The sequence below is a fragment of the Brevundimonas sp. MYb52 genome, from assembly GCF_002979535.1.
Classification (GTDB): Bacteria; Pseudomonadota; Alphaproteobacteria; order Caulobacterales; family Caulobacteraceae; genus Brevundimonas.
The window spans coordinates 65,092-86,365 of sequence record NZ_PCPB01000006.1 but is presented as its reverse complement, the minus strand read 5'-3'; the positions used below and the strand labels follow the sequence as shown (position 1 = coordinate 86,365).

17 protein-coding genes are annotated in these 21,274 nt (G+C 65.9%); 10 read left to right on the top strand and 7 right to left on the bottom strand.

Features of this window, described 5'->3' with window-relative positions:
- The first annotated feature begins 119 nt into the window (after window positions 1-119).
- Complete coding sequence (locus tag CQ039_RS08910; RefSeq protein WP_105563198.1) at window positions 120-1,079, top strand: alpha/beta fold hydrolase; 960 nt, start codon at window positions 120-122, stop codon at window positions 1,077-1,079.
- A gap of 6 nt (window positions 1,080-1,085) precedes the next feature.
- Here CQ039_RS08910 and CQ039_RS08905 read toward each other — a convergent pair whose 3' ends face one another.
- Window positions 1,086-1,973 carry a pirin family protein gene (locus CQ039_RS08905; RefSeq protein ID WP_105563199.1) on the bottom strand — a complete coding sequence of 296 codons (888 nt, stop codon included), beginning with the start codon at window positions 1,971-1,973 and terminating at the stop codon, window positions 1,086-1,088.
- Window positions 1,974-1,995: 22 nt separating this feature from the next.
- Complete coding sequence (locus tag CQ039_RS08900; protein WP_105563200.1) at window positions 1,996-2,484, bottom strand: Lrp/AsnC family transcriptional regulator; 489 nt, start codon at window positions 2,482-2,484, stop codon at window positions 1,996-1,998.
- Between the two features lie 145 nt (window positions 2,485-2,629).
- Here CQ039_RS08900 and CQ039_RS08895 point away from each other — a divergent pair, with 145 nt between their 5' ends.
- The 6 genes from CQ039_RS08895 to CQ039_RS08870 all read left to right on the top strand — a co-directional run bounded on the left by CQ039_RS08895 (window position 2,630) and on the right by CQ039_RS08870 (window position 9,152).
- Window positions 2,630-3,862 carry a 3-methyl-2-oxobutanoate dehydrogenase (2-methylpropanoyl-transferring) subunit alpha gene (locus tag CQ039_RS08895; protein WP_233190192.1) on the top strand — a complete coding sequence of 411 codons (1,233 nt, stop codon included), beginning with the start codon at window positions 2,630-2,632 and terminating at the stop codon, window positions 3,860-3,862.
- Window positions 3,863-3,864: 2 nt separating this feature from the next.
- Window positions 3,865-4,890, top strand: a complete 1,026-nt coding sequence (locus CQ039_RS08890; RefSeq protein WP_199183570.1) for an alpha-ketoacid dehydrogenase subunit beta — start codon at window positions 3,865-3,867, stop codon at window positions 4,888-4,890.
- A 1-nt stretch (window position 4,891) separates the two neighbouring features.
- Complete coding sequence (locus CQ039_RS08885; protein ID WP_105563201.1) at window positions 4,892-6,544, top strand: 2-oxo acid dehydrogenase subunit E2; 1,653 nt, start codon at window positions 4,892-4,894, stop codon at window positions 6,542-6,544.
- A 147-nt stretch (window positions 6,545-6,691) separates the two neighbouring features.
- On the top strand, window positions 6,692-7,231 hold the full coding sequence (locus CQ039_RS08880; RefSeq protein ID WP_105563202.1) for a hypothetical protein: 540 nt from the start codon (window positions 6,692-6,694) through the stop codon (window positions 7,229-7,231).
- Window positions 7,228-8,625, top strand: coding sequence for a dihydrolipoyl dehydrogenase (lpdA, locus tag CQ039_RS08875; protein WP_105563203.1), 1,398 nt, complete (start codon window positions 7,228-7,230; stop codon window positions 8,623-8,625). Before CQ039_RS08880 ends, lpdA begins: the two co-directional genes overlap by 4 nt.
- A gap of 167 nt (window positions 8,626-8,792) precedes the next feature.
- A complete protein-coding gene (locus CQ039_RS08870; protein ID WP_105563204.1) occupies window positions 8,793-9,152 on the top strand; it encodes a YciI family protein in 360 nt (119 codons plus the stop codon).
- A 29-nt stretch (window positions 9,153-9,181) separates the two neighbouring features.
- Here the strand turns inward: CQ039_RS08870 and CQ039_RS16535 are convergent, their stop codons facing one another.
- From CQ039_RS16535 to CQ039_RS08860, 3 genes are all read right to left on the bottom strand, one after another.
- Window positions 9,182-10,393 carry a hypothetical protein gene (locus CQ039_RS16535; protein WP_146112078.1) on the bottom strand — a complete coding sequence of 404 codons (1,212 nt, stop codon included), beginning with the start codon at window positions 10,391-10,393 and terminating at the stop codon, window positions 9,182-9,184.
- A gap of 6 nt (window positions 10,394-10,399) precedes the next feature.
- Entirely contained in the window at window positions 10,400-12,988 is a 2,589-nt protein-coding gene (gene clpB / locus CQ039_RS08865; RefSeq protein WP_105563205.1) for an ATP-dependent chaperone ClpB, read from the bottom strand.
- Between the two features lie 172 nt (window positions 12,989-13,160).
- Window positions 13,161-15,440 (bottom strand): outer membrane beta-barrel family protein, encoded by a 2,280-nt coding sequence (locus CQ039_RS08860; protein WP_105563206.1) that lies wholly within the window; start codon window positions 15,438-15,440, stop codon window positions 13,161-13,163.
- 151 nt (window positions 15,441-15,591) lie between these two features.
- Here CQ039_RS08860 and CQ039_RS08855 point away from each other — a divergent pair, with 151 nt between their 5' ends.
- Genes CQ039_RS08855 through CQ039_RS08845 form a run of 3 tightly spaced genes read left to right on the top strand, consistent with a single transcriptional unit; the run spans window position 15,592 to window position 20,072 of the window.
- The gene (locus CQ039_RS08855; protein ID WP_105563207.1) at window positions 15,592-17,502 is read left to right on the top strand and encodes a BCCT family transporter; all 1,911 of its coding nucleotides are present in this window, start codon (window positions 15,592-15,594) and stop codon (window positions 17,500-17,502) included.
- A gap of 60 nt (window positions 17,503-17,562) precedes the next feature.
- On the top strand, window positions 17,563-19,218 hold the full coding sequence (locus CQ039_RS08850; protein WP_105563208.1) for a serine hydrolase: 1,656 nt from the start codon (window positions 17,563-17,565) through the stop codon (window positions 19,216-19,218).
- 53 nt (window positions 19,219-19,271) lie between these two features.
- Complete coding sequence (locus CQ039_RS08845; RefSeq protein WP_146112077.1) at window positions 19,272-20,072, top strand: M48 family metallopeptidase; 801 nt, start codon at window positions 19,272-19,274, stop codon at window positions 20,070-20,072.
- Between the two features lies 1 nt (window position 20,073).
- On the opposite strand, the gene CQ039_RS08840 is transcribed toward CQ039_RS08845, so the two are convergent.
- Together CQ039_RS08840 and CQ039_RS08835 are read right to left on the bottom strand one after the other, a co-directional pair.
- On the bottom strand, window positions 20,074-20,478 hold the full coding sequence (locus tag CQ039_RS08840) for a hypothetical protein (protein WP_105563210.1): 405 nt from the start codon (window positions 20,476-20,478) through the stop codon (window positions 20,074-20,076).
- Window positions 20,479-20,555: 77 nt separating this feature from the next.
- Window positions 20,556-21,263, bottom strand: coding sequence for a DUF4893 domain-containing protein (locus CQ039_RS08835; RefSeq protein WP_105563211.1), 708 nt, complete (start codon window positions 21,261-21,263; stop codon window positions 20,556-20,558).
- Window positions 21,264-21,274: the final 11 nt, after the last annotated feature.

Genomic DNA, 21,274 nt, shown 5'->3' with positions numbered 1-21,274 from the left:
AAGGGGCGGAGACGTCGATCACCCCCGATCCATAGCGCCCCGCGATGCGAAACGGAACGGGAACGCTCTCGCCAGAGACCAAAAACGCGATAGGCTAGCTTCTAAAGGGAGGACCGCCCATGCAGACCCGCCGCATCGCCACCGACGGCCTGACGCAACAGGTGCTGGAGGCCGGTGAAGGCCCGCTGGTCCTGCTGATCCACGGCTTTCCCGAACTGGGGATCAGTTGGCGAGCCCAGGTTCAGGCCCTGGCCGAGGCGGGCTATCGCGCCGTCGCCCCCGACATGCGCGGCTATGGCGGGACCAACAAACCCGCCGATCAGGAAGACCACACGATCCTGCATCTGGTCGGGGACATGGTCGATCTGGCGCGGGCGATGGGCGAGGAGCAGGCGGTCGTCATCGGCCACGACTGGGGCTCGGCGGTGGCCTGGCATTGCGCCCTGATGCGGCCCGACGTCTTCCGCGCCGTCGCTGGCCTGTCGGTGCCCTTCCAGCCGCGCCGTCCCAAAGGACCGCCGACGGCGGCCATGGCGGCGATCACGAAACGGGCGGGGCTGGGCGACCTCTACATCAACCGCTTCCAGTCGCCGGAGGCCCATGTCGAACTGGACGCCGACCCGGCCACGGCCCTGAGAAAGATGTTCTGGGCCTATGACGGCGCCACCGCCACGGCGGACCAGTCGACCGGCTTCATGCCGCAGGGCGTCAGTCTGCTGGACAGCATATCCGACCACGCGACCCTGCCGCCCTGGATGAGCGAAGCGCACTTCGATGAATACGTCGCCGCGTTTGCCGCATCAGGCTTCCGAGGGCCGCTGGACTGGTATCGCTGCCTCGACCGCAACTGGAGCCTGACCGCCTTCCTGCAAGGCCAGAAGATCGCTCAACCCGCCCTCTTCCTCGTCGGCGATCGCGACCCCGTGCGCCACTACGCCGGCCCGCATGAGGCAGGGCAAACGGACTGGCTCACCGACCTGCGCGGCCAAGTCGTCCTGCCAGGCGCCGGACATTGGCTGCAACAGGAAAGGCCGGACGAAGTGAGCGCGGCGCTGACGGGGTTCGTGCGGGGGCTGTGAGAACGCCTAGACCGTCTCTTCCGGCAACGGAATGAACTCCAGCGCGTCTTCAGACGGCAGGCTCATGCGGCCGGCCTTCCAGTCGGCCTTGGCCTGGTCCATGCGGGCCTGGGACGAGGAGACGAAGTTCCACCAGATCAGACGTTCGCCGACCGGCTCGCCGCCCAGGACCATGACGCTGGACGGGGCCAGGGCCGTGACGGTCGGCTCGGCATTGGCCGACAGGACCACCATCTGGCCTTCGTGGAAGGGGCGGCCGTCGACCTCGATCCGGCCCTTGGCCACGAACAGGGCGCGCTCGCTGTAGCCGCCCTTGGATTTCGGCGGCGGCGGGGCGGCGCGCACGCCCTCGGCCATGTCCCAATGGACGTAGAAGAGCGGCGACTGGACCGGGGTTGCGGCCTTGGCGCCGAAGGCCTCGCCCGCCACCAGACGCGCGAACAGGCCGTTGTTCTCATAGGTCGGCTGGGCGTCCTCGCCCAGGTGGGTGAAGGAGGGCGCCATCTCCTCCAGTTCGGTCGGCAGGGCGACCCAGGCCTGCATCCCGTGCATGGCCCCGCCCTGCGCCTTCTTCAGCGGGTCGGTGCGTTCGGAATGGACGATGCCGGACCCGGCGGTCATCCAGTTCACCTCGCCGGGACGGATGGCCTGGGTATAGCCCAGATTGTCCCGGTGCATGATCTCGCCCTCGAACAGATAGGTCAGGGTCGACAGGCCGATGTGCGGGTGCGGTCGCACATTGATGGCGTCGGCGCCCGGCGCGAACTCGGCCGGGCCCATCTGGTCCAGGAAGATGAAGGGGCCGACCATGGGCCTGGCGTGGAAGGGCAGGACGCGCCCGACCTCGAACCCGCCGAGGTCCTTCCGACGCGCGTCGATCACCAGTTCGATCATGCCTGCCCCCTCGCCTGGTCGTTTAGCCGACGTGCGGCGTGATGATGCCCAGCGGCAGGGTGGTGACGTTCTTGACGCCGCGCGTGACGATATGGCTGGCGCAGTCGGAGACGATGCCCAGCGTCAGCAGCTTGTCGCGCAGGAACTGATCGAAGGCGTGCATGTCCGAAGTGATGATGCGCAGGACATAGTCCTCGCGCCCGGTGATGGTGGCGCACTGCACCACTTCCGGCCATTCGGACACGGCCTTTTCAAAGATGTCGAGGTTCTCACGCGACGGCAGGCTCAGCTTGACGATGGCGTAGACCTCGAAGTCCAGACCCAGCAGACCGGCGTCCAGAAGCGTGACCCGCTTGCGTATCAGGCCAGAGTCCTCCAGTCTCTTGATCCGGCGCCAGCAGGGCGAGGCCGAAAGGCCGACGCGATCGGCGACCTCGGCGACCGACAATCCGGCGTCCTGTTGCAGGATGTCGAGGATGCGGGCGTCGATAGGATCAAGTTCATCGGCCAAAGGCGTTTCTCCAAAAGGGGATTTCACGCAATAAAATACCCCAAATCAGCATTTGGCAAGGGTATTTTTAGGAAGGCCAACAGAGACGCGCCATGCTATGCCCTCTCCATAGAGGAAACGCGGACGGATTAACCGGACGGGACGCATGATGAAGAACACCCCCACCCTGTCGCTGCGCGTGCCGGAGCCCTCGGGTCGTCCGGGCGATGCGCCCGATTTCAGCCACCTGCAGTTCGATCCCGCCGGCGCTGTCAGCCGCCCGGAAGTCTCGACCGCCCCCTATGAGATGCGCGATCTCGCCTTCCGCCTGGTCCGCGTTCTGGACGACGAGGGCAAGGCCGTCGGCCCCTGGGACCCCAAGCTGGACCCCGAGATCATGCGGCGCGGCCTCAAGGCCATGATCCTGACCCGCGCCTTCGACGAGCGGATGCACCGCGCCCACCGCCAGGGCAAGACCAGCTTCTACATGAAGTGCACCGGCGAGGAGGCCATCGCGGTCGCCCAGGGCATGATCCTGAGCCGCGAGGACATGGGCTTCCCCACCTATCGCCAGCAGGGCCTTCTGATCGCACGCGGCTATCCGCTCGCGTCGATGATGAACCAGATCTATTCCAACGCCGAAGACCCGATCAAGGGCCGCCAGCTGCCGATCATGTATTCGGCCAAGGACTATGGCTTCTTCACCATCTCGGGCAACCTGGGCACCCAGGTGCCGCAGGCCGTGGGTTGGGCCATGGCCAGCGCCTACAAGGGCGATGACAAGATCGCCATCAGTTGGATCGGCGACGGCGCCACGGCGGAAGGCGACTTCCACAACGCCCTGACCTTCGCCTCGGTTTACCGCGCGCCGGTCATCCTGAACGTGGTCAACAACCAGTGGGCCATCTCGTCCTTCATGGGCATCGCGGGCGGTCTGGACACGACTTTCGCCGCCAAGGCCATCGGCTATGGCCTGCCGGCCCTGCGCGTCGACGGCAACGACTTCCTGGCCGTCTGGGCCGCGACCCAGTGGGCCGAGGAACGCGCGCGCACCAACCAGGGCGCCACCGTGATCGAGCTGTTCACCTATCGCGGCGCTCCGCACTCGACCTCTGACGATCCCAGCCGCTATCGCCCGGGCGATGAGGCCGAGAAATGGCCGCTGGGCGACCCGATCGAGCGCCTGAAACAGCACCTGATCGTCCTCGGCGAATGGTCGGACGAGCAGCAGGTCGAAGCCGAAAAGGACGCCGTCGAGCAGGTCCGCGCCGCCGGCAAGGAATCCGAGGCCATCGGCACGCTCGGCCAGTCGCGCCCCAGCGTGAAGACCATGTTTGAAGAGGTCTATGCGACCGAGGACTGGCGCTTGGTCGAACAGCGCCGCGAGGTCGGAGTCTGACCATGACCACTGTTCCCATGAACATGATCCAGGCCCTGAACTCGGCCATCGACGTCAAGATGGCCGAGGACCCGAACGTCCTGTCGTTCGGCGAGGACGCGGGCTATTTCGGCGGCGTCTTCCGCGTCACCGACCAGCTTCAGCAAAAGCACGGCCTGACCCGCAGCTTCGACGCCCCGATTTCGGAATGCGGCATCGTCGCCGCCGCCATCGGCATGGGCGCCTATGGCCTGCGCCCGGTCGTCGAGATCCAGTTCGCCGACTACATCTATCCGGCCTACGACCAGATCGTCTCGGAAGCGGCCAAGATGCGCTACCGCTCGGGCGGTCAGTTCACCTCGCCGATCACCATCCGCAGCCCCTACGGCGGCGGCATCTTCGGCGGCCAGACGCACAGCCAGTCGCCCGAAGCCCTGTTCACCCACATCGCGGGTCTGAAGGTCGTCATTCCGTCCAACCCCTATGACGCCAAGGGCCTGCTGACCGCCGCCATCGAGGATGACGATCCGGTCGTCTTCTTCGAGCCCAAGCGCCTCTACAACGGTCCCTTCGACGGCTGGCACGAGAAGCCGGTTTCGCCGTGGAAGACCCAGGAACTGGCCCAGGTCCCGACCGAGAAATACGCCCTGCCCATCGGCAAGGCCCGCGTCATGCGCGAAGGTTCGGACGTCACCATCCTGGCCTATGGCACCATGGTCTGGGTGGCCCTGGCCGGCGCCGAACACGCCGGCGTCGACGCCGAGGTCATCGACCTGCGCACCCTGGTGCCGCTGGACATCGAGACCATCGAAGCCAGCGTCAAAAAGACCGGCCGCTGCGTCATCGTGCACGAGGCGCCGAAAACCTCGGGCTTCGGCGGCGAGCTGTCGGCCCTGGTGCAGGAACGCTGCTTCTATCATCTGGAAGCCCCCATCGCGCGTGTCACGGGCTGGGACACCCCCTACCCGCACGCCTTCGAGTGGGAATACTTCCCCGGCCCGCAACGCGTGGCCGACGCCCTGAAAGCCGTCATGTCGGGAGGCCGTTGATATGGGTCGTTTCGTCTTCAAGCTGCCCGACGTGGGCGAAGGCACCGCCGAGGCCGAACTGGTCGCCTGGCACGTCGCGGTCGGCGACATGGTCGAGGAAGACCAGATCGTCGCCGACATCATGACCGACAAGGCCACGGTGGAAATCACCGCCCCGGTCAGCGGCAAGGTTCTTGCCATTCACGGCGAGCCCGGCCAGATGGTGCCCGTGCGCGGCCCCCTGGTCGAGTTCGAGGTCGAGGGCGCGGGTAATGCGTCCGACGCCGAGCCGACGCCAACGCCTGTCGCTAAATCCGAGCCCGCCCCGGTAGCCGTCGAAGCGCCGAAGGCTGAAGCCGCCCCGGTTTCCCCTGCGCCGGTCGGCGCCGCCGCCGGAGCGAACTACGTGTTCAAGCTGCCCGACGTGGGCGAAGGCACCGCCGAGGCCGAACTGGTCGGCTGGCACGTCAAGGTCGGCGACGCGGTCGAGGAGGATCAAATCCTCGCCGACATCATGACCGACAAGGCCACGGTCGAGATCACCAGCCCGATCAACGGCGTGGTCGTCGCCCTGCACGGCGATGCGGGCCAGCAGGTCCCCGTCGGCGGCCCCTTGGTCAGCTTCAAGGTCGAGGGCAAGGGCAATGTCGCCGCCACTCCGGCTGCCGCCCCTGCGCCCGCCGCCAAGGCCGAGAAGGCCGCGCCTGCGCCGGTCGCCAAGCCCGCTGCGGCCCCTGCCCCCAAGGCCGACGCCAAGCCCGTCCCCGCCATGACCGGCCGCCAGCCGGGCGAGCGCGCCCTGGCCTCGCCCGCCGTGCGCAACCGCGCCCGCGATCTGGGCATCGACCTGGCCTTCGTGCCCGGCTCCGGCCCTGCCGGTCGTATCCAGCATGAAGACCTGGACGCCTTCGTCGCGCGCGGGGGCAGCCTGCCCGCCGCGACCGGCGGCACCGCGTCCTCGACCTACGCCCGCGCCGAGGGGACCACCGAGACCAAGATCATCGGCCTGCGCCGCAAGATCGCGGAGAAGATGGCCGAGAGCGTGCGTCGCATCCCGCACATCACCTATGTCGAGGAAATCGACATGACGGCGGTGGAGGAGCTGCGCGCCCACCTGAACGCCACGAAGTCGAAGGACCAGCCCAAGCTGAACGTCCTGCCCTTCATCGCCCGCGCCATCGTCGTGGCCCTGCGCGACCAGCCGATTATCAACAGCCACTATGACGACGAGGCCGGGGTGCTGACCCAGCACGCCCCGGTCCATCTGGGCATCGCCGCCCAGACGCCGAACGGCCTGATGGTCCCGGTCGTCCGCCACGCCGAGGCGCTGGACCCCTACGCCACCGCCCTGGAAATCGCCCGCGTCTCGGGTGCCGCCAAGGACGGCTCGGCCAAGCGCGAGGAACTCAGCGGCTCGACCATCACCATCACCTCCCTGGGGACGTTGGGCGGCGTGGTTCACACGCCCATCATCAACCACCCCGAGGTCGCCATCGTCGGCCCGAACAAGATCGCCGAACGCGTGGTGGTCAAGGACGGTCAGATGGTCGTGCGCAAGATGATGAACCTGTCCTCCAGCTTCGATCACCGCATCGTCGACGGCCATGACGCCGCGGTCTTCGTCCAGCGCATCAAGGGCCTGCTGGAGCACCCGGCGACGCTCTGGATGAACTGAGAACCAGCCTCTTCCTTCCGCTCACCCCGGCGGACGCCGGGGCCCAGTTCTTGAACCGGGCAAGCGGTCCGTTAATCGGCCTGCGCTTTTGGGCCAAAGCACTGGATCCCCGCCTCCGCGGGGATGAGCGGAAGTAGGAGGAAGCTGATGAAGACTGGTGCTCTGATCATCGCCGTCACGCTCGCCTCCTTCAGCGCCGCGCCTGCGTTCGCCTGCACGATCGATTTTGACCTCGCGGACGTGCCACGCACTGACCTTAGCGAGGACGAAATGCGCGCCTTCATAGAGCGCAAGATTTACCATGAGGACCTCGCTCATCAACGGGCGAGCTGGAGGAATGCCGACTACGTGTTCCTTGCTCAAATTCGTTCTCTCCAGCTAGTCGGCGAGAACCGCGCTATCAGCCATCTCAAGCCTATCGTCTCGCTCAAGGGCAACGTCGGTTCAAGTAGCCTCAAGGATCAGTACGCGCCCGATTTTGGCAGCTCATGTGGCAGAACCCTCTATCCGGGCTTTGGTGAGACAGCCATTATCTACGGACGAAGGCTGCCGTGGTGGCGACGCCTGCTGAACTGGGGCCAGCCCGAGGTGATCGAGGCGCTTCCCCTTCGCATGGTCCTAGATCGACAAATTCCGACTGAACTCAGGGCAGCAGCTACGCGCCTTCGTAAGACAGAAACCAAATGACCCAGACCCTGAAAACCAAAGTCCTGATCATCGGCGCCGGCACCGGCGGCTATGTCGCGGGCATCCGTTGCGGCCAACTCGGGCTGGACACTGTTCTGGTGGACGGAGGCGACGGCCTGGGCGGGACCTGCCTGAACGTCGGCTGCATTCCGTCCAAGGCCATCATCCACGCCGCGGGCAAGTATGAGACGGTCCTGAAAGCCGCCGGCGACGGCACGCTGGGCATCACCGCGTCGGCCCCGGCCATCGACCTGTCCAAGACGGTCGCGTGGAAGGACGGCATCGTCAGGAAGCTGAACGCCGGCGTGGCCGCCCTGCTGAAGAAGGCCAAGGTCAAGGTCATCAAGGGCTGGGCCGAGTTCACCGACGCCAAGACCTGCCGCGTCGAGACCGCCGACGGCCCCATCATCATCACCGCCGAACACGTCATCCTGGCCACCGGATCGGAACCGGTCGAACTGCCCTTCCTGCCGTTCGGCGGCGACGTCATCTCCTCGACCGAAGCCCTGAGCCTGCCGGAAGTGCCGAAAAAACTGGTCGTCGTCGGCGGCGGCTATATCGGCCTGGAACTGGGCATCGCCTTCCGCAAGCTGGGCGCCGAGGTGGCCATCGTCGAGATGGCCGACCGCCTGCTGCCGCTCTACGACAAGGCCCTGACCGACCCGGTGCAGAAGTGGCTCGAGAAGCACGGCGTCGAGCTCTTCCTCGGCGCCCGCGCCGGCGGTTTCGGAGACGGCAAGCTGAACGTCACCGACAAGGACGGCAATCCGATGCAACTGGACGCCGACAAGGTGCTGGTCACGGTCGGTCGTCGTCCGCGCACCAAGGGCTGGGGTCTGGAGACCATGGGCGTGGCCATGGACGGGCCCTTCGTGAAGATCGACAAGCGCTGCGCCACCAGCATGAAGAACGTCTGGGCTGTCGGCGACCTGACCGGCGAACCCATGCTGGCGCACAAGGGCTCGGCCCAGGGCGAGGTCGTGGCCGAGATCATCGCCGGCCATGACCGCGTCTTCGATCCGGTCACCATCGCCGCCGTCTGCTTCACCGAGCCGGAGATCGTCTCGGCGGGCCTCGGCGTCGACGACGTCAAGGGCCGCGACGACGTGATCCAGTCCGTCTTCCCCTTCGCCGCCATCGGCCGCGCCCTGGCCATCGAGGCCGGCGAAGACGGCGGCTTCGTCCGCGTCATCGCCTCGAAGACCGACCACCGCATCCTGGGCATCCAGGCCGTCGGCCAGCACGTCTCGGAGATGTCCAACAGCTTCGCCCAGATGCTGGAAATGGGCGCCGTGCTGGAAGACGTGGCGGGCACCATCCACGTCCACCCGACGCTGGGCGAAGCCTTCCACGAGGCGTCCTTGCGCGCGCTGGGCCACGCCATCCATATCTAAACAAAGAGCGCTAACGCTCGCGACGCGGTCGCTCGCTGCTTGAGCACAAACTTCCTTCTCCCCTTGTGGGAGAAGGTGGGCGCCGGAGGCGCTCGGATGAGGGGTGGCGCGGCGCCGCTTGCCCGAGGCCGCCGAAAGTCCGACCCTCCCGGAAACGGGAGGCTTCGATGAGCGCCGAGACCCACTACCTGGCCGTCTTCACTAGCGACAAGACCGGCCCCAAATGGCGGGCCTGGCGCGCCATGAGCGAGACCCAGCAGGCCGAGACGGCCCGCCTCGGCGTCGCCGCCGTCGCCGCCTGGGAAGAGGCGCACCGCGACGCCATCGTCTTTCAGGGCGGCCCGCTGGGCCCGACCAAGCGCATCGACGACGACAGCGCCATGACGGACGCGGTCAACCTTCTGACCGTCTTCATGGTCGTCCGCGCCGACAGCCATGAGGCCGCCGCCCGCCTGTTCGACAACCACCCGCACATGAGCATCTTCGTCTGCGACGGGGTGGAGGTGATGCCGGTGTTGGGGGACTGAGGCTCAGTCACCCGGAGGTCACGCTAGCCCTAGTTGCCCAGCGCCACCTTTTCCGAGGTTCCAATATTAATTCTCGAAGCGGCATATTCATTCAAGGCATTATTTTCAGACTTCACAATAGCAAGACCAGCAACCAACGATTCAATACCACGCTGCAATCTCCTTTTGGATGAATTTAGCTCCTTTGTAAGCCTAGGCAAACTGGCTATCATCTCTCCAAAATTTTTTGTTTGAGACATTGTTTCAGTAATAGTTGGATCAAGAGATTTTGTCATTTCATAAACTATAGCAATTTCACTATCAAATTGCTCCCCGCTCATGTCTGACATTTGAATATCAATCAACTCTCTGATCGCATCTAGAGCACGCCGAAATTCAACATGAACTTGATCGCCGCTCCGTTCAAAATTATCGGCGCATATATTTATAGCAGCAGCTACATCATTTATTATTTTCTTCTTAGCCGACTGATCATCCATAGTCGTAGCAATCGAAATTTCGTCGGTGGCTTTTGACGTAGCAGACGTCAGCACCTTCATTGCCTCAGATATAGAAATAGAAGCATTCGTCGCCGACTCTATTCGGTCCGAAATTATCTGCGAATAATCCAATATTCCCAACTCTTCGGCATCATCTACTGTGGAATTATCATCAACTACCTTAGTACTAATCACATCGAATTGAGAAGAAACTTTAGATGCAGATAAATTCTCAGACTGCATGCTTACGTGACCGGAAAGCAAAACACCAAGACACCTAAAGACAACATCCCTAAGATCGTCATCATTATCAAAAGTTCTGTACAAAATTCCCCTAGGCCCAAGACTTGACCTAAGAGATTGAACCTTTTTCGCCTGATCAAGATCAGAATTTATACTTAAAGATACATTCTTAAATAAAATTGACACCGAATTTCCGCCAAAAACAGAATCTTCAGCCTTACTAATCGCTCTCTCTATCTCCTCTACGGTTCCAGATTCATAATTGATCGTTGGCGTCCCTAATGTTGCACCGACAAGAGCAATAAAAGCATCGTGATTTTCAGACTGAAGATTTACGCGCGCCTGAGGCTCCACATCTAAGCCCGGCGTTGCGTTCTCCCTCCAGTCAAACAGGTCAAATCGTGCACCAAGCGGTGCAGAAACTAGATTGACGTCTGCAACCGCTTGCTTGACAGTTTCGACATGGCTCTCGACATCGGAAGGTCGAGACAGGAATATGGTGTAATTGACGGTTCTCATTGCTCTTTAATGCACCCGCGCCTTCCCGATCTCCAGCCCGTCAGCCCCCGCTGACACGGCCACCACCGACCCGTCCTCGATCTCGCCGGCGAGGAGTTTCTTGGCCATGGGGTCGACCAGTTCCTTCTGGATGACGCGTTTTAGGGGGCGGGCGCCGTAGACGGGGTCGTAGCCCTTGTCGGCGAGCCAGGTCAGGGCGCTGTCGTCCAGAGCGAGCGTCAGGCGACGGTCGGCCATCAGCTTTTCGAGGCGCGCCAGCTGGATGCGGACGATGCCGCCCATCTGTTCGCGGCCGAGGCGGTGGAACAGGATGATCTCATCGATGCGGTTCAGGAACTCGGGCCGGAAGTGGGCGCGGACCTGTTCCATGACCAGGGGGCGAACGGCCTCGACGTCCTCGCCCTCGGGCTGGTCGGCCAGATACTGGCTGCCCAGGTTGGAGGTCATGATGATCAGGGTGTTCTTGAAGTCGATGGTGCGGCCCTGGCCGTCGGTCAGGCGGCCGTCGTCCAGCACCTGCAACAGCACGTTGAAGACGTCGGGGTGGGCCTTTTCGACCTCGTCAAACAGGATGACCTGATAGGGACGCCGACGCACGGCCTCGGTCAGGGCGCCGCCCTCGTCATAGCCGACATAGCCCGGAGGGGCGCCGATCAGGCGGCTGACCGAGTGCTTCTCCATGTACTCGCTCATGTCGATGCGGGTGATGGCGTTGTCGTCATCGAACAGATAGCCGGCCAGGGCCTTGGTCAGCTCGGTCTTGCCCACGCCCGTCGGGCCGAGGAAGAGGAAGCTGCCCAGCGGCTTGTTGGGGTCGTTCAGACCGGCGCGGGCGCGGCGGACGGCGTCGGACACGGCTTCCAGCGCCTCGTCCTGACCCACCACGCGGCGGCCCAGTTCGTCCTCCATCTTGAGCAGTTTTTCGCGCTCGCCCTCCAGCATCTTGTCGACGGGGACGCCGGTCCAGCGGCTGACGACGGCGGCGATCTGCTCGGCGTCGACGACCTCGGGCGTCAGGGGGCCTTCGGCGGGTTTCTCGGCGGCTTCGGCCTCGGCCAGCTGGCGTTCCAGTTGAGGGATCTGGCCATAGGCGATCTCGGAGGCGCGGCCGAGGTCGCCAGCGCGCTGGGCGGCGGCCAGTTCGGCGCGCAGACGGTCCAGGGTCTCACGCAGTTGCGCGCCCTGGCCCACCTTGTCCTTCTCCGACTTCCAGCGGGCGGTCATGTCGTCCGACTGACCTTCGAGGTCAGCGATCTCGTCCTCCAGCTTCTCCAGACGCTGCTGGGAGGCGCTGTCGCTTTCCTTCTTCAGGGCCTCGCGCTCGATCTTGAGCTGGACCAGGCGGCGGTCGATTTCGTCCAGAGCCTCGGGCTTGGAATCGACGGCCATGCGCACGCGCGAGGCGGCCTCGTCGATCAGGTCGATGGCCTTGTCGGGCAGGAAGCGGTCGGTGATGTAGCGGTTCGACAAGGTCGCGGCGGCGACGATGGCGCTGTCGCTGATCCGCACCCCGTGGTGGACCTCATACTTCTCTTTCAGCCCACGGAGGATCGACACCGTGTCCTCGACGGTGGGCTCAGAAACGAAAACCGGCTGGAAGCGACGGGCCAGGGCCGCGTCCTTCTCGACGTGCTTGCGATACTCATCCAGCGTGGTGGCGCCGACGCAGTGCAGCTCTCCGCGCGCCAGCGCAGGCTTCAGCAGGTTGGAGGCGTCCATGGCCCCGTCGCCCTTGCCGGCGCCGACCAGGGTGTGCATCTCGTCGATGAACAGCACGATGCCGCCCTCGGCCGCAGCCACCTCGTTCAGCACGGCCTTCAGCCGTTCCTCGAACTCGCCGCGGTATTTGGCGCCGGCGATCAGCGCGCCCATGTCGAGCGACAGGACCTTCTTGTCCTTCAGGCTTTCCGGCACGTCGCCGTTGACGATGCGCAGAGCCAGGCCCTCGACGATGGCGGTCTTGCCGACGCCGGGTTCGCCGATCAGGACGGGGTTGTTCTTGGTGCGCCGGGCCAGGACCTGGATGGTGCGGCGGATCTCCTCGTCGCGGCCGATGACGGGGTCCACCTTGCCGTCGCGGGCGGCCTCGGTCAGGTCGCGGGCATAGCGCTTCAGGGCGTCATAGCCGTCTTCGGCCGAGGCGCTGTCGGCGGTCTTGCCCTTGCGCATCTCGGTCACGGCTTCGTCCAGCTTCTTGGCCGTGACGCCGGCGGACTTCAGCGCCTCGGCGGCGGCCCCGCCCTCCTTGGCGATGGCGGCCAGCAGGCGTTCGGTGGTGACGAAGGCGTCGCCGGCCTTTTTCGAGGCGTCCTCGGCGGCGTTGAAGACGCGGGCGGTGTCGCCGTCCAGATAGAGCTGGCCCGAGCCGCCCTCGACCTGGGGCCGCTTCTTCAGCAGGCCTTCGGTCACCAGTTCAACGGCGGACGGATCGCCGCCGGCCTGATCGATCAGCTTGCGGGCCAGACCGTCGCGTTCCTCGAGCAGCACCTTCAGCAGGTGCTCGGGCGCGAACTGCTGGTGGCGGCGGGCCAGGGCCAGCGACTGGGCGGATTGGACGGCCTGTTTGGCGCGGTCGGAATAGAGGTCGAGATTCATCGTGTGCAGTCCCCTCGGAAGGCGGAAAACCATCAACGCGCCCTTCTGCGAAGCGACGCCTTGAGTTGTGTCAAACCGAGGTGGGTGTGGCCGATCGGCCACGCAAGGGCTCAGGCGAAAACGCCCGCCGCCGGACGGGCGACGGGCGTTGACGCATCACGAGCCGAAAGCCTCAGCCCCCGGTCGGGCCAGTCGAGAAGTCGAACTGATCAGGCTGGCGACGCGGGCCGCCGCCGAACGACCAGGTCAGCCCCAGATAGAAGGCGCGCAGGTTGATGTCCTGATCGATCCGCTCGCGGAACAGGGGTGTGTCATAGGTGGTGGCGCCCCCGAAGGAGTTGAGAATGTCGCGCGCCGTGAACTGCAGCGACAGGGTGTCGTTCAGCTTGCGGCGATAGCCCAGGTTGACCATGCCGCCGCTCTCGCGGGTTCCTTGCGCCAACAACTGGTCGCCCTGCCAGAAGCCCATGACCTGGACGAAATCCTTGGGCGTGGCCTGCCAGTTCAGGCTGACGCGACCGGTCAGCATCTCGCCCTCGCGGTCGCGCCCGCCCGGAATGCCCGCCGCGTCGATTTCCTGGCGGAAGGCGTTGACGCTGGCGTTGTAGCGCAAGGTGGGATGCAGGCGGCCGCTGGCGGTCAGTTCGACGCCCAGGTCCCGCCGCGCGCCCAGGTTCTCGGGCCGGGTCAGCAGCACGCCGCCGCCCACGTCGGTCGCCACATCGGTGAAGGCCTTGGTGGTGTCGCGGTAATAGGCCGTGGCCTGATAGAAGCTCTGGCCGCGCCGCATCTGCCACATGGCCTCGAAGCTGTCCGTCTCCTGCGGCTCCAGGTCAGGGTTGCCCGAGCGCAGGTTCAGCGGGTCGCTGTAGGTGACGAAGGGGTTCAGCTGGGTCGGCTGGGGCCGCTGGATGCGGCGCGAATAGCTGGCGCGCAGGGTCTGCGTGTCCGTCAGCTTGTATTGGAGGTGGCCGGTCGGGTAGGCGCGGAAATAGTCCTGAGAGGCGCGGACGGCGTTGGTGACATCCTCGACCTCAACCTCGGCCTGTTCCAGGCGCAGGCCGAACTGGGCCGACAGCTTGTCGCCGAAGGGGCGCTCATAGGTGGCGTAGAGGGCGTGGACCGTCTGCTCGGCGGTAAAGCGGTTGCTCTGACCCGGCACAGGGGTCAGGGCGGCCTCGGACGGCCCGCGCCGCAGCACATTGCCCTGATCCGGTCTGGTCAGAGTCAGCTCATAGCCGGCGCGCAGCTTGGAGCCGTCATCCATCGGACGAGTGTAGGCGCTGGTGAAACCGATCATCTCCTGCTCGTTCAGCCAGCGCGTGGCCTCATAGAGCGCGGGCGAAACCGGCGTCTGGAAGACATTGGCGACCAAGGAGGTGTTTTCGTTGTCGTTGCGATCATAGCGCAACTCGTTCGACCACTCGTGTCCTGAGGTGTCGAACTGGTGCAGCACGCGGCTGGTGACGCCCCAGCCCTTCATGGAAAAGCCGTTCGTTCCATCACGGGTATAGGCCCTTGTCAGGACGCCGTCGGCGTCACGGGTCTCGAACAGGCCGAGAGCCGTGCCCTCCATATCGAACTGATTGGCGCGCAGTTCGCCGGTCAACATGGTCTTGTCGGTCAGGCGATACTCCGCCGCAACACGGCCGAAGGCGCCCTTCTGGACAGAGTCGTTTTCCTGATGCGTGGTGGTGGTTGCGGTCACGCCGCCGGTCGTCGGGTCCAGTTGTTCGCGCAGCCGGTCGAATGCGAAGGTTTGATCGTCGTAGCGATAGCTGACGTCGCCGGTCAGGGTCAGCTTGCCGCGCTGGCGCGAACCGCTGACGCCGGCGTTCCAACGACCGTTGTCGCCGATGTTGACCCGGACTGAACCCGTCGTGACGGTCGCATCCGGAGCCGAGGCGGCCGCGCCCCGAGCGGCAGCCGGGATCGGCTTGGTGATCAGGTTGATGACCCCGCCCGAGCCCTCGGGGCTGTAGGCGGCCGAGGGGTTGGTCATGACCTCGATCCGCCCATAGCGGTCGGCCGGCAACTGCAGCACCGCATCGGCGCGATTGGGCCCCGAGAGGATGGCCGAGGGGCGGCCATCGACCAGGATGGTGACATTGCCGTCGCCGCGCAGGGAGACATTGCCCTGGGGGTCGACATCGACCGAAGGCACGTTGCGCAAGGCCTCGGCGAGACTGCCGGTCGTGGCCTGAAGATCGTCGGCCAGGCTGTAGCTGATGGAATCGATCGAGGTGCGGACGTCGTTGGCGCGGGCGGTGACGACGACATCACCCACGGTGGCGGGTTCGTCCTTGTCTTCCTGCGGTGTGGGTTGAGCCGTCGGCGCCGGGGCCTGTTGGGCGGTCGCTGGAGGCGGGGTCGGCGGCGTCTGAGCCAGCGCGCCCGTCGCCGGCAAGGCCAGGACGGCGCCGAAAAGCGGCGCGAGCTTATATTTCGACATGGTCCTGCCCCGACACGGACGTCCCTCAACGTCCTTCAAGACAGCGCGACTATCAGCCGCTCCTCATGTAACCGAGTTACATATTTTTTATCCGAATGGCGGGTCTGTGGCCGAATTTGGAACCGCAAGCGTAGCCTTGCGTTGGGGCCCCATGCTGACGACCAAGATGAACCCCCGTGTCTTCTGGGGGGCCAGCGCCATTGCCGGCGGGCTGTTGCTGCTCGCGCTTCTGGCGCCCTCCACTTCCGGCCTGATCTTCGGCGCCGCCCAAGCCTGGGTGATCGACACCTTCGGCTGGTTCTACGTGGCCGCTGTAGCGGGCTTCCTGCTGTTCGTGACCGTTCTGGCGGTCGGCCCGACCGGGCGGCTGAAGCTGGGGCCGGACGACGCCGAGCCGGACTTCCCCTACGTCTCGTGGCTGGCCATGCTGTTCGCGGCGGGCATGGGCATCGGCCTGATGTATTTCGCCGTGGCCGAGCCGGTGCAACACTATATCGCGCCGCCCGAAGCCGAGCCCGGAACCCTGACCGCCGCGCGCGAGGCCATGGTCATCACCTATACCCACTGGGGCGTCCATGCCTGGGCCATCTACGCCGTGGTGGGGCTGAGCCTGGCCTATTTCGCGCACCGCAAGGGCCTGCCCCTGACCATGCGCTCCAGCCTCTATCCCTTGCTGGGCAAGCGGGTGAACGGCTGGCTGGGCGATGCGGTCGACATCTTCGCCATCTGCGGCACCCTGTTCGGCATCGCCACCTCCCTGGGCTTGGGCGTGGCCCAGATGAACTCGGGCCTGCACTATGTCTTTGGCCTGCCCAGCAGCGTCATCATGCAGGTCAGTCTGATCGCCGTGGTCATGGGAGCGGCGACGATCTCGGTCCTGACCGGTGTGGACAAGGGGGTGCGACGGCTGTCCGAGCTGAACCTGGTTCTGGCCGTCTGCCTGATGCTGTTCGTGCTGGCGGTCGGGCCGACGCTGTTCCTGCTACGGGCCTATGTGCAGAATTTCGGTCTCTACCTGGACCACTTCTTCGTGCGCACCTTCACCCTCTATGCCTATGAGCCGAGGGCCTGGATGGCGGACTGGACCCTGTTCTACTGGGCCTGGTGGATCGCCTGGTCGCCGTTTGTGGGCATGTTCATCGCCCGCATCTCGCGCGGGCGGACGGTGCGCGAGTTCCTGATCGGCGTGCTGCTGGTCCCCTCGGCCTTCACCTTCCTGTGGATGACGGTCTTCGGCAATTCGGCCATGAGCCTGGACCTCGGCGTGGCGGCGGGGGCCATTTCCGAAGCCGTGCAGACCGACCTGTCGACGGCCCTCTTCCACTTCTTCGAATACCTGCCGGGGACGGCCATCACCTCGACCCTGGCCATCGCCCTGGTGGCGGTCTTCTTCGTCACCTCGGCGGATTCGGGCTCTCTGGTGATCGACACCCTGGCCTCGGGCGGGGCCGAGGAAACGCCGCGCTGGCAGCGGATCTACTGGTGCGTGCTGCAAGGTCTGGCGGCGGCCCTGCTGCTGCTCGCGGGCGGCCTGGGGGCCTTGCAGGCGGCGACCCTGGTGGCGGCCCTTCCCTTCGCCGTCATCATGATCCTGGCCTGTTTCGGTCTGGCGCGACAGATGAACGCCGACCTCAAGGGCGAGGCGGTCGAGACCGAGGCTCCGCCGATCGGCGAGCGGCTGAAACGCATCTTCTCGCCCGCCAGCCGCAAGGACATCGCCCGTCAGATCGAGCGGCAGGGCGCCCCGGCCCTGGTCGAGGTGCGCGACGCCCTGTCCAACGAAGGGGTGGACCACAGCCGCGTCGAGGCGGACGAAAACGGGGTCTGGCTGGTGGTCGAGCACGCCAACGGCCGCGACTTCCTCTATCGCATCGGCGCCCGGTCGCGCCCCCTGCCGGCCCTGACCGCGCTGGAGGCGCCCGAGGGCCGCCGCGCCCTGGAATGGCGGATGACGGCCCAGACCGGCGACGGCACCCGCCCCCGCGACCTGACCGGCTTCACGCGGACGCAGATCGTCGCCGACGTGCTGGAGCATCTGCAGAGGTGGCGGTTGGCGGCCTAGGCTCTTGGCCCGGCGGACCGGCGGCGCTAGCGTCGCCGTTCTGTTTGCCGGAGCCTGCCTATGTCGATCCGTCTGTCGCGCCGCGCGGCGCTGTTTTCCTCTGCCGTCGCCGCCTCCAGCGCCGCCCTGCCCGCCCTAGCCCTGGCCCAGACCCGCCCCGACACACGCTCGGACGAGGAGATCGCCGCCGCCGCCGACGCCTGGGTCCAGCGCTGCATGGCCGCCTGGCCGGAGCAGCCCGCCGTCTCCCTGGCCCTGGTGCGCGACGGCAAGACGGTGTTGGCCAAGGGCTATGGCGTGCGTCGTCAGGGCAAGGCCGAGCCTGCGGACGCCCACACCCTGTTCGCCATCGCCTCCAACTCCAAGAACGTCACCGCCGCCTGCCTGGCCATCCTGGTCGATGAGGGCAAGGTGAAGTGGGACGAGCCGATCAAGACCTATCTGCCCGCCTTCACCCTGTCGGACCCGATGGTGGGCGAGCGCATCACCGTCCGCGACACCCTCAGCCACCGCGCCGGTTTCGGCCTGGGCGCCGGCGACCTGCTGTTCTGGCCCAACAGCGACCGGACCCGCGCCGAGGTCCTGGCCCAGGCCGCCTTCGTGCCGATCGAGGACGGCTTCCGCGAGGACTACCACTACTGCAACCTGATGTTCGTGGTGGCCGGCGCGGTGATCGAGAAGGTCTCGGGCCTGTCGTGGGAGGACTTCGTCCAGACCCGCATCTTTGACCGCGTGGGCATGAGCGAGAGCGTGCCGCTGGCGCGTCTGGCCGACCCGAAGAAGAGCGCCCTACCCCACGCCCGCGTCGGGCCGCCGCTGCGCCTTCAGGGGCCGATGACGCAGATTGCGGCCTCCATCGCCGAGGTGTGGAACTGGGATTCGGCGGCGGCGGCGGGCGGCATCTGCGCCAGCGCCACGGACTGGGCCAAGTGGATCGCCGTGCGCCTGAACGACGGCAAACTGGCCGACGGCTCGCGCCTGTTCTCCGAAGCCGCCGCGAAGGAGATGTACAAGCCCAACATCATCGTCTCGTCCTCAAACGGACCGACGGCGGAACTGCCCAACCGGGCCGTGGCCTCGACCTACGCCATGGGGTTGCAGGTGCAGGACTATCGCGGCGAGCGGCTGGCCACCCACGGCGGCGGCTCGCCCGGCGGCATTTCCTCGACCGTCCTGATCCCCGGCCGCAAGATCGGCTTCTCGGTCTTCACCAACGCCGAGGAGAGCTTCCTCTTGCGCGCCCTGCGCTCGGGCCTTTCCGACATCGCCATGAACCAGGTCGATGTCGACTGGATCGCCGACTCCCAGAAACGCGAGGCTGAGGGCACAGAGAAGTCGCTCAAGGCCGCCGTCGAGATCGACGCCAAGCAGGCGGCGGGCGCCGCGCCCTCCATGCCGCTGGACGCCTATGTCGGCACCTGGCGCGACCCCTGGTACGGCGACATCACCATTGAGCAAAAGACCGAGGGGCGCGGCCGCAACCGCAAGACCGGCCTGTGGCTGGCCTTCACCCACACCCCGGCGCTGAAGGGCTGGCTGGAGCCCTATGACGGCGAGACCTTCCGCACCCGCTTCCCCGACAAGCGCGAGGAGGACGCCTTCATCACCTTCAACATCATGACCGCCAAGCCGGCGACGGCGACGCTGAAAGGCGTCTCGCCCGACATCGACTTCTCCTACGACTATCAGGACCTCAAACTGACCAGGATCACCTGACCATACTGACCGGCCTCGCCCTGATCACCGCCCTGTCCTTCGCCGGGCCCGACATGACCACGCCGCCGTCATGCCAACTGCCGATGGGCCAGATCAACTATCGCACCTGCGCCAACGCCGCTCCGGCGGGCTCGCCCGCGCGCAGTTGGGCGCTGATCAATCTGGGCAGCCAGGCCTTCGTCGAAGGCGACATGGCGCAGGCCGCGCGCCTGTATGACGAGGCGCGTCCGGGCGACCGCCAGGAGGTCTATTCCGACCCCGTCTTCCATGCGTTCCGTGGCGCCGCCTACGACCATGTCGGGCGCTCGAAAGAGGCCCTGACCGACGCCCGGACCAGTTGGGACATTCTGAGCGGCGCCCGCATCGTCGATCCTCAGAACCCGCCGCCGACTGAGGGCGAATACCGCAGCTTCGTCCTCTACTTCATCCTGCCGATTCTCAAGGCTGGCGGCGATCCGGCTTTTGTTCCGGCCTTCGAGGCCTATCAGCGCATCTCGGTCGACGGGACCGACGCCCTGATCCAGCGCGCCGCCTTGCTGGAACAGTTGGGCGACTTCCCCGGCGCCCTGGCCGCCAGCGAAAAGGTCATGAAGCTGCGCCCCGACGATCCGGGGCTGCAGAACAATCACTGCTACACCCTGGTCCGCGCCGAGCGGGCCGCGGAGGGGCTGGCCTATTGCGAGGCGGCCTTGGCCAGCCTGCCCGAAATCCCCCAGATCCGTCACAGTTACGCCTCGGCCCTCGCGGCGCTGGGCCGCTGCGACGACGCCGAGCGCCAGATGGCCGAGGCCCGACGCCTGGACCCCGCCAGGCCCCTCTATCAGACGCCGCTGACCTGCAAGACGGCGAGCTGAATCAGCGCGCCGCCGGACGTTGACCCGCCTCTAGGATGGGCATTCCGGCCTCGGTGGGAATGTAGATGGTCTGACGACCTTCCTTGCCCGCCGTCTCCTGCAGCATGTTGATATAGGACCAGCGCAGATAGGCTTCGGGGCCGCCGAGCGCCTCGGCCATGATGCGGTTGGCCTCATTGGCGCCCTTGGCGCGCTCGATCTCGGCGGCGGCGGTCAGCTTGGCCGAGTCCAGGGCCGCCTGAGCCTCCAGCACGCGGATGCGGCGGTTCTGCACCGCCTCCTCATAGGCGGCCTTGCCCGCCATCTGCTTGGAATAGACGTTGTAGGTCGGAAAGCCGACCAGGACGACGGCGATCAGCACGCCGACAGCGATGATCGAACCGATAGTGAAACCAATACCGCGCATGTGCGCCTCCCCTGAATTCTGAACAGGCTTCAGGGTGGACGCCCCCTGCGACCCCGGTCAAGGGGCCACGGTCCGGCTCAGCGTGCGGCCGGGACCAGTTCAATCAGGTCGAGGTTGGACTCGTTCGCGGGCCAGGGAATAGCCAGACGCCAGCGCCGTTCGCCGATGCGCTCAACCACGCCGACCATGTCGCGATCCGGCCGCCGACCATAGGCGCGGGCGGCGGGCTCGGAGGCCAGGGCCATCGAGCCAAGCAAGAGCATGTGGCGGTCGTTCTCGGGATACAACAGGCCGCTCGGCCGCTGGGACCCGGTCAGCTTGGAGAATTTCAGGCCGCCCGAGGTCTGCTCGATGCGGCAGGCGAACCAGCCATAGACCACATAACCCAGTCCCTCTTCGCCGCCCTGCGACCCCAGCTTGATGGTGCGGCAGCGGTAGGCGCCGACCGGCGGCGCCACCGAAGGCCGGGCGGCGTTCGGTTCGATAAGATCGCCGAGCGAGGACAGGTCGCCCGATCCGGGCTGGCGCCTCGCCTGCTGCAAGGCCAGGGTCCAGGCGGCGTCGCGGCGCTGATAGCGATCGCGATCGGAAGCGGTGATGACCCCGCGCCAATCGCTGAGGACAGCGCCGCTGGGCGCATCCGGCACGGACGGCGGCGGCGGCGGAGGGGGCGGCGGCGGCGTGGTCGCGCAGCTTGCCAGAAGGGCCGTCGCCAGCAGGCTCGGGATCAGGGCGCGAGGTCCCTTCGCCTTGGATCGCGCAATACCGGCCGACGAGCGTGACATGGGCTCTCCCT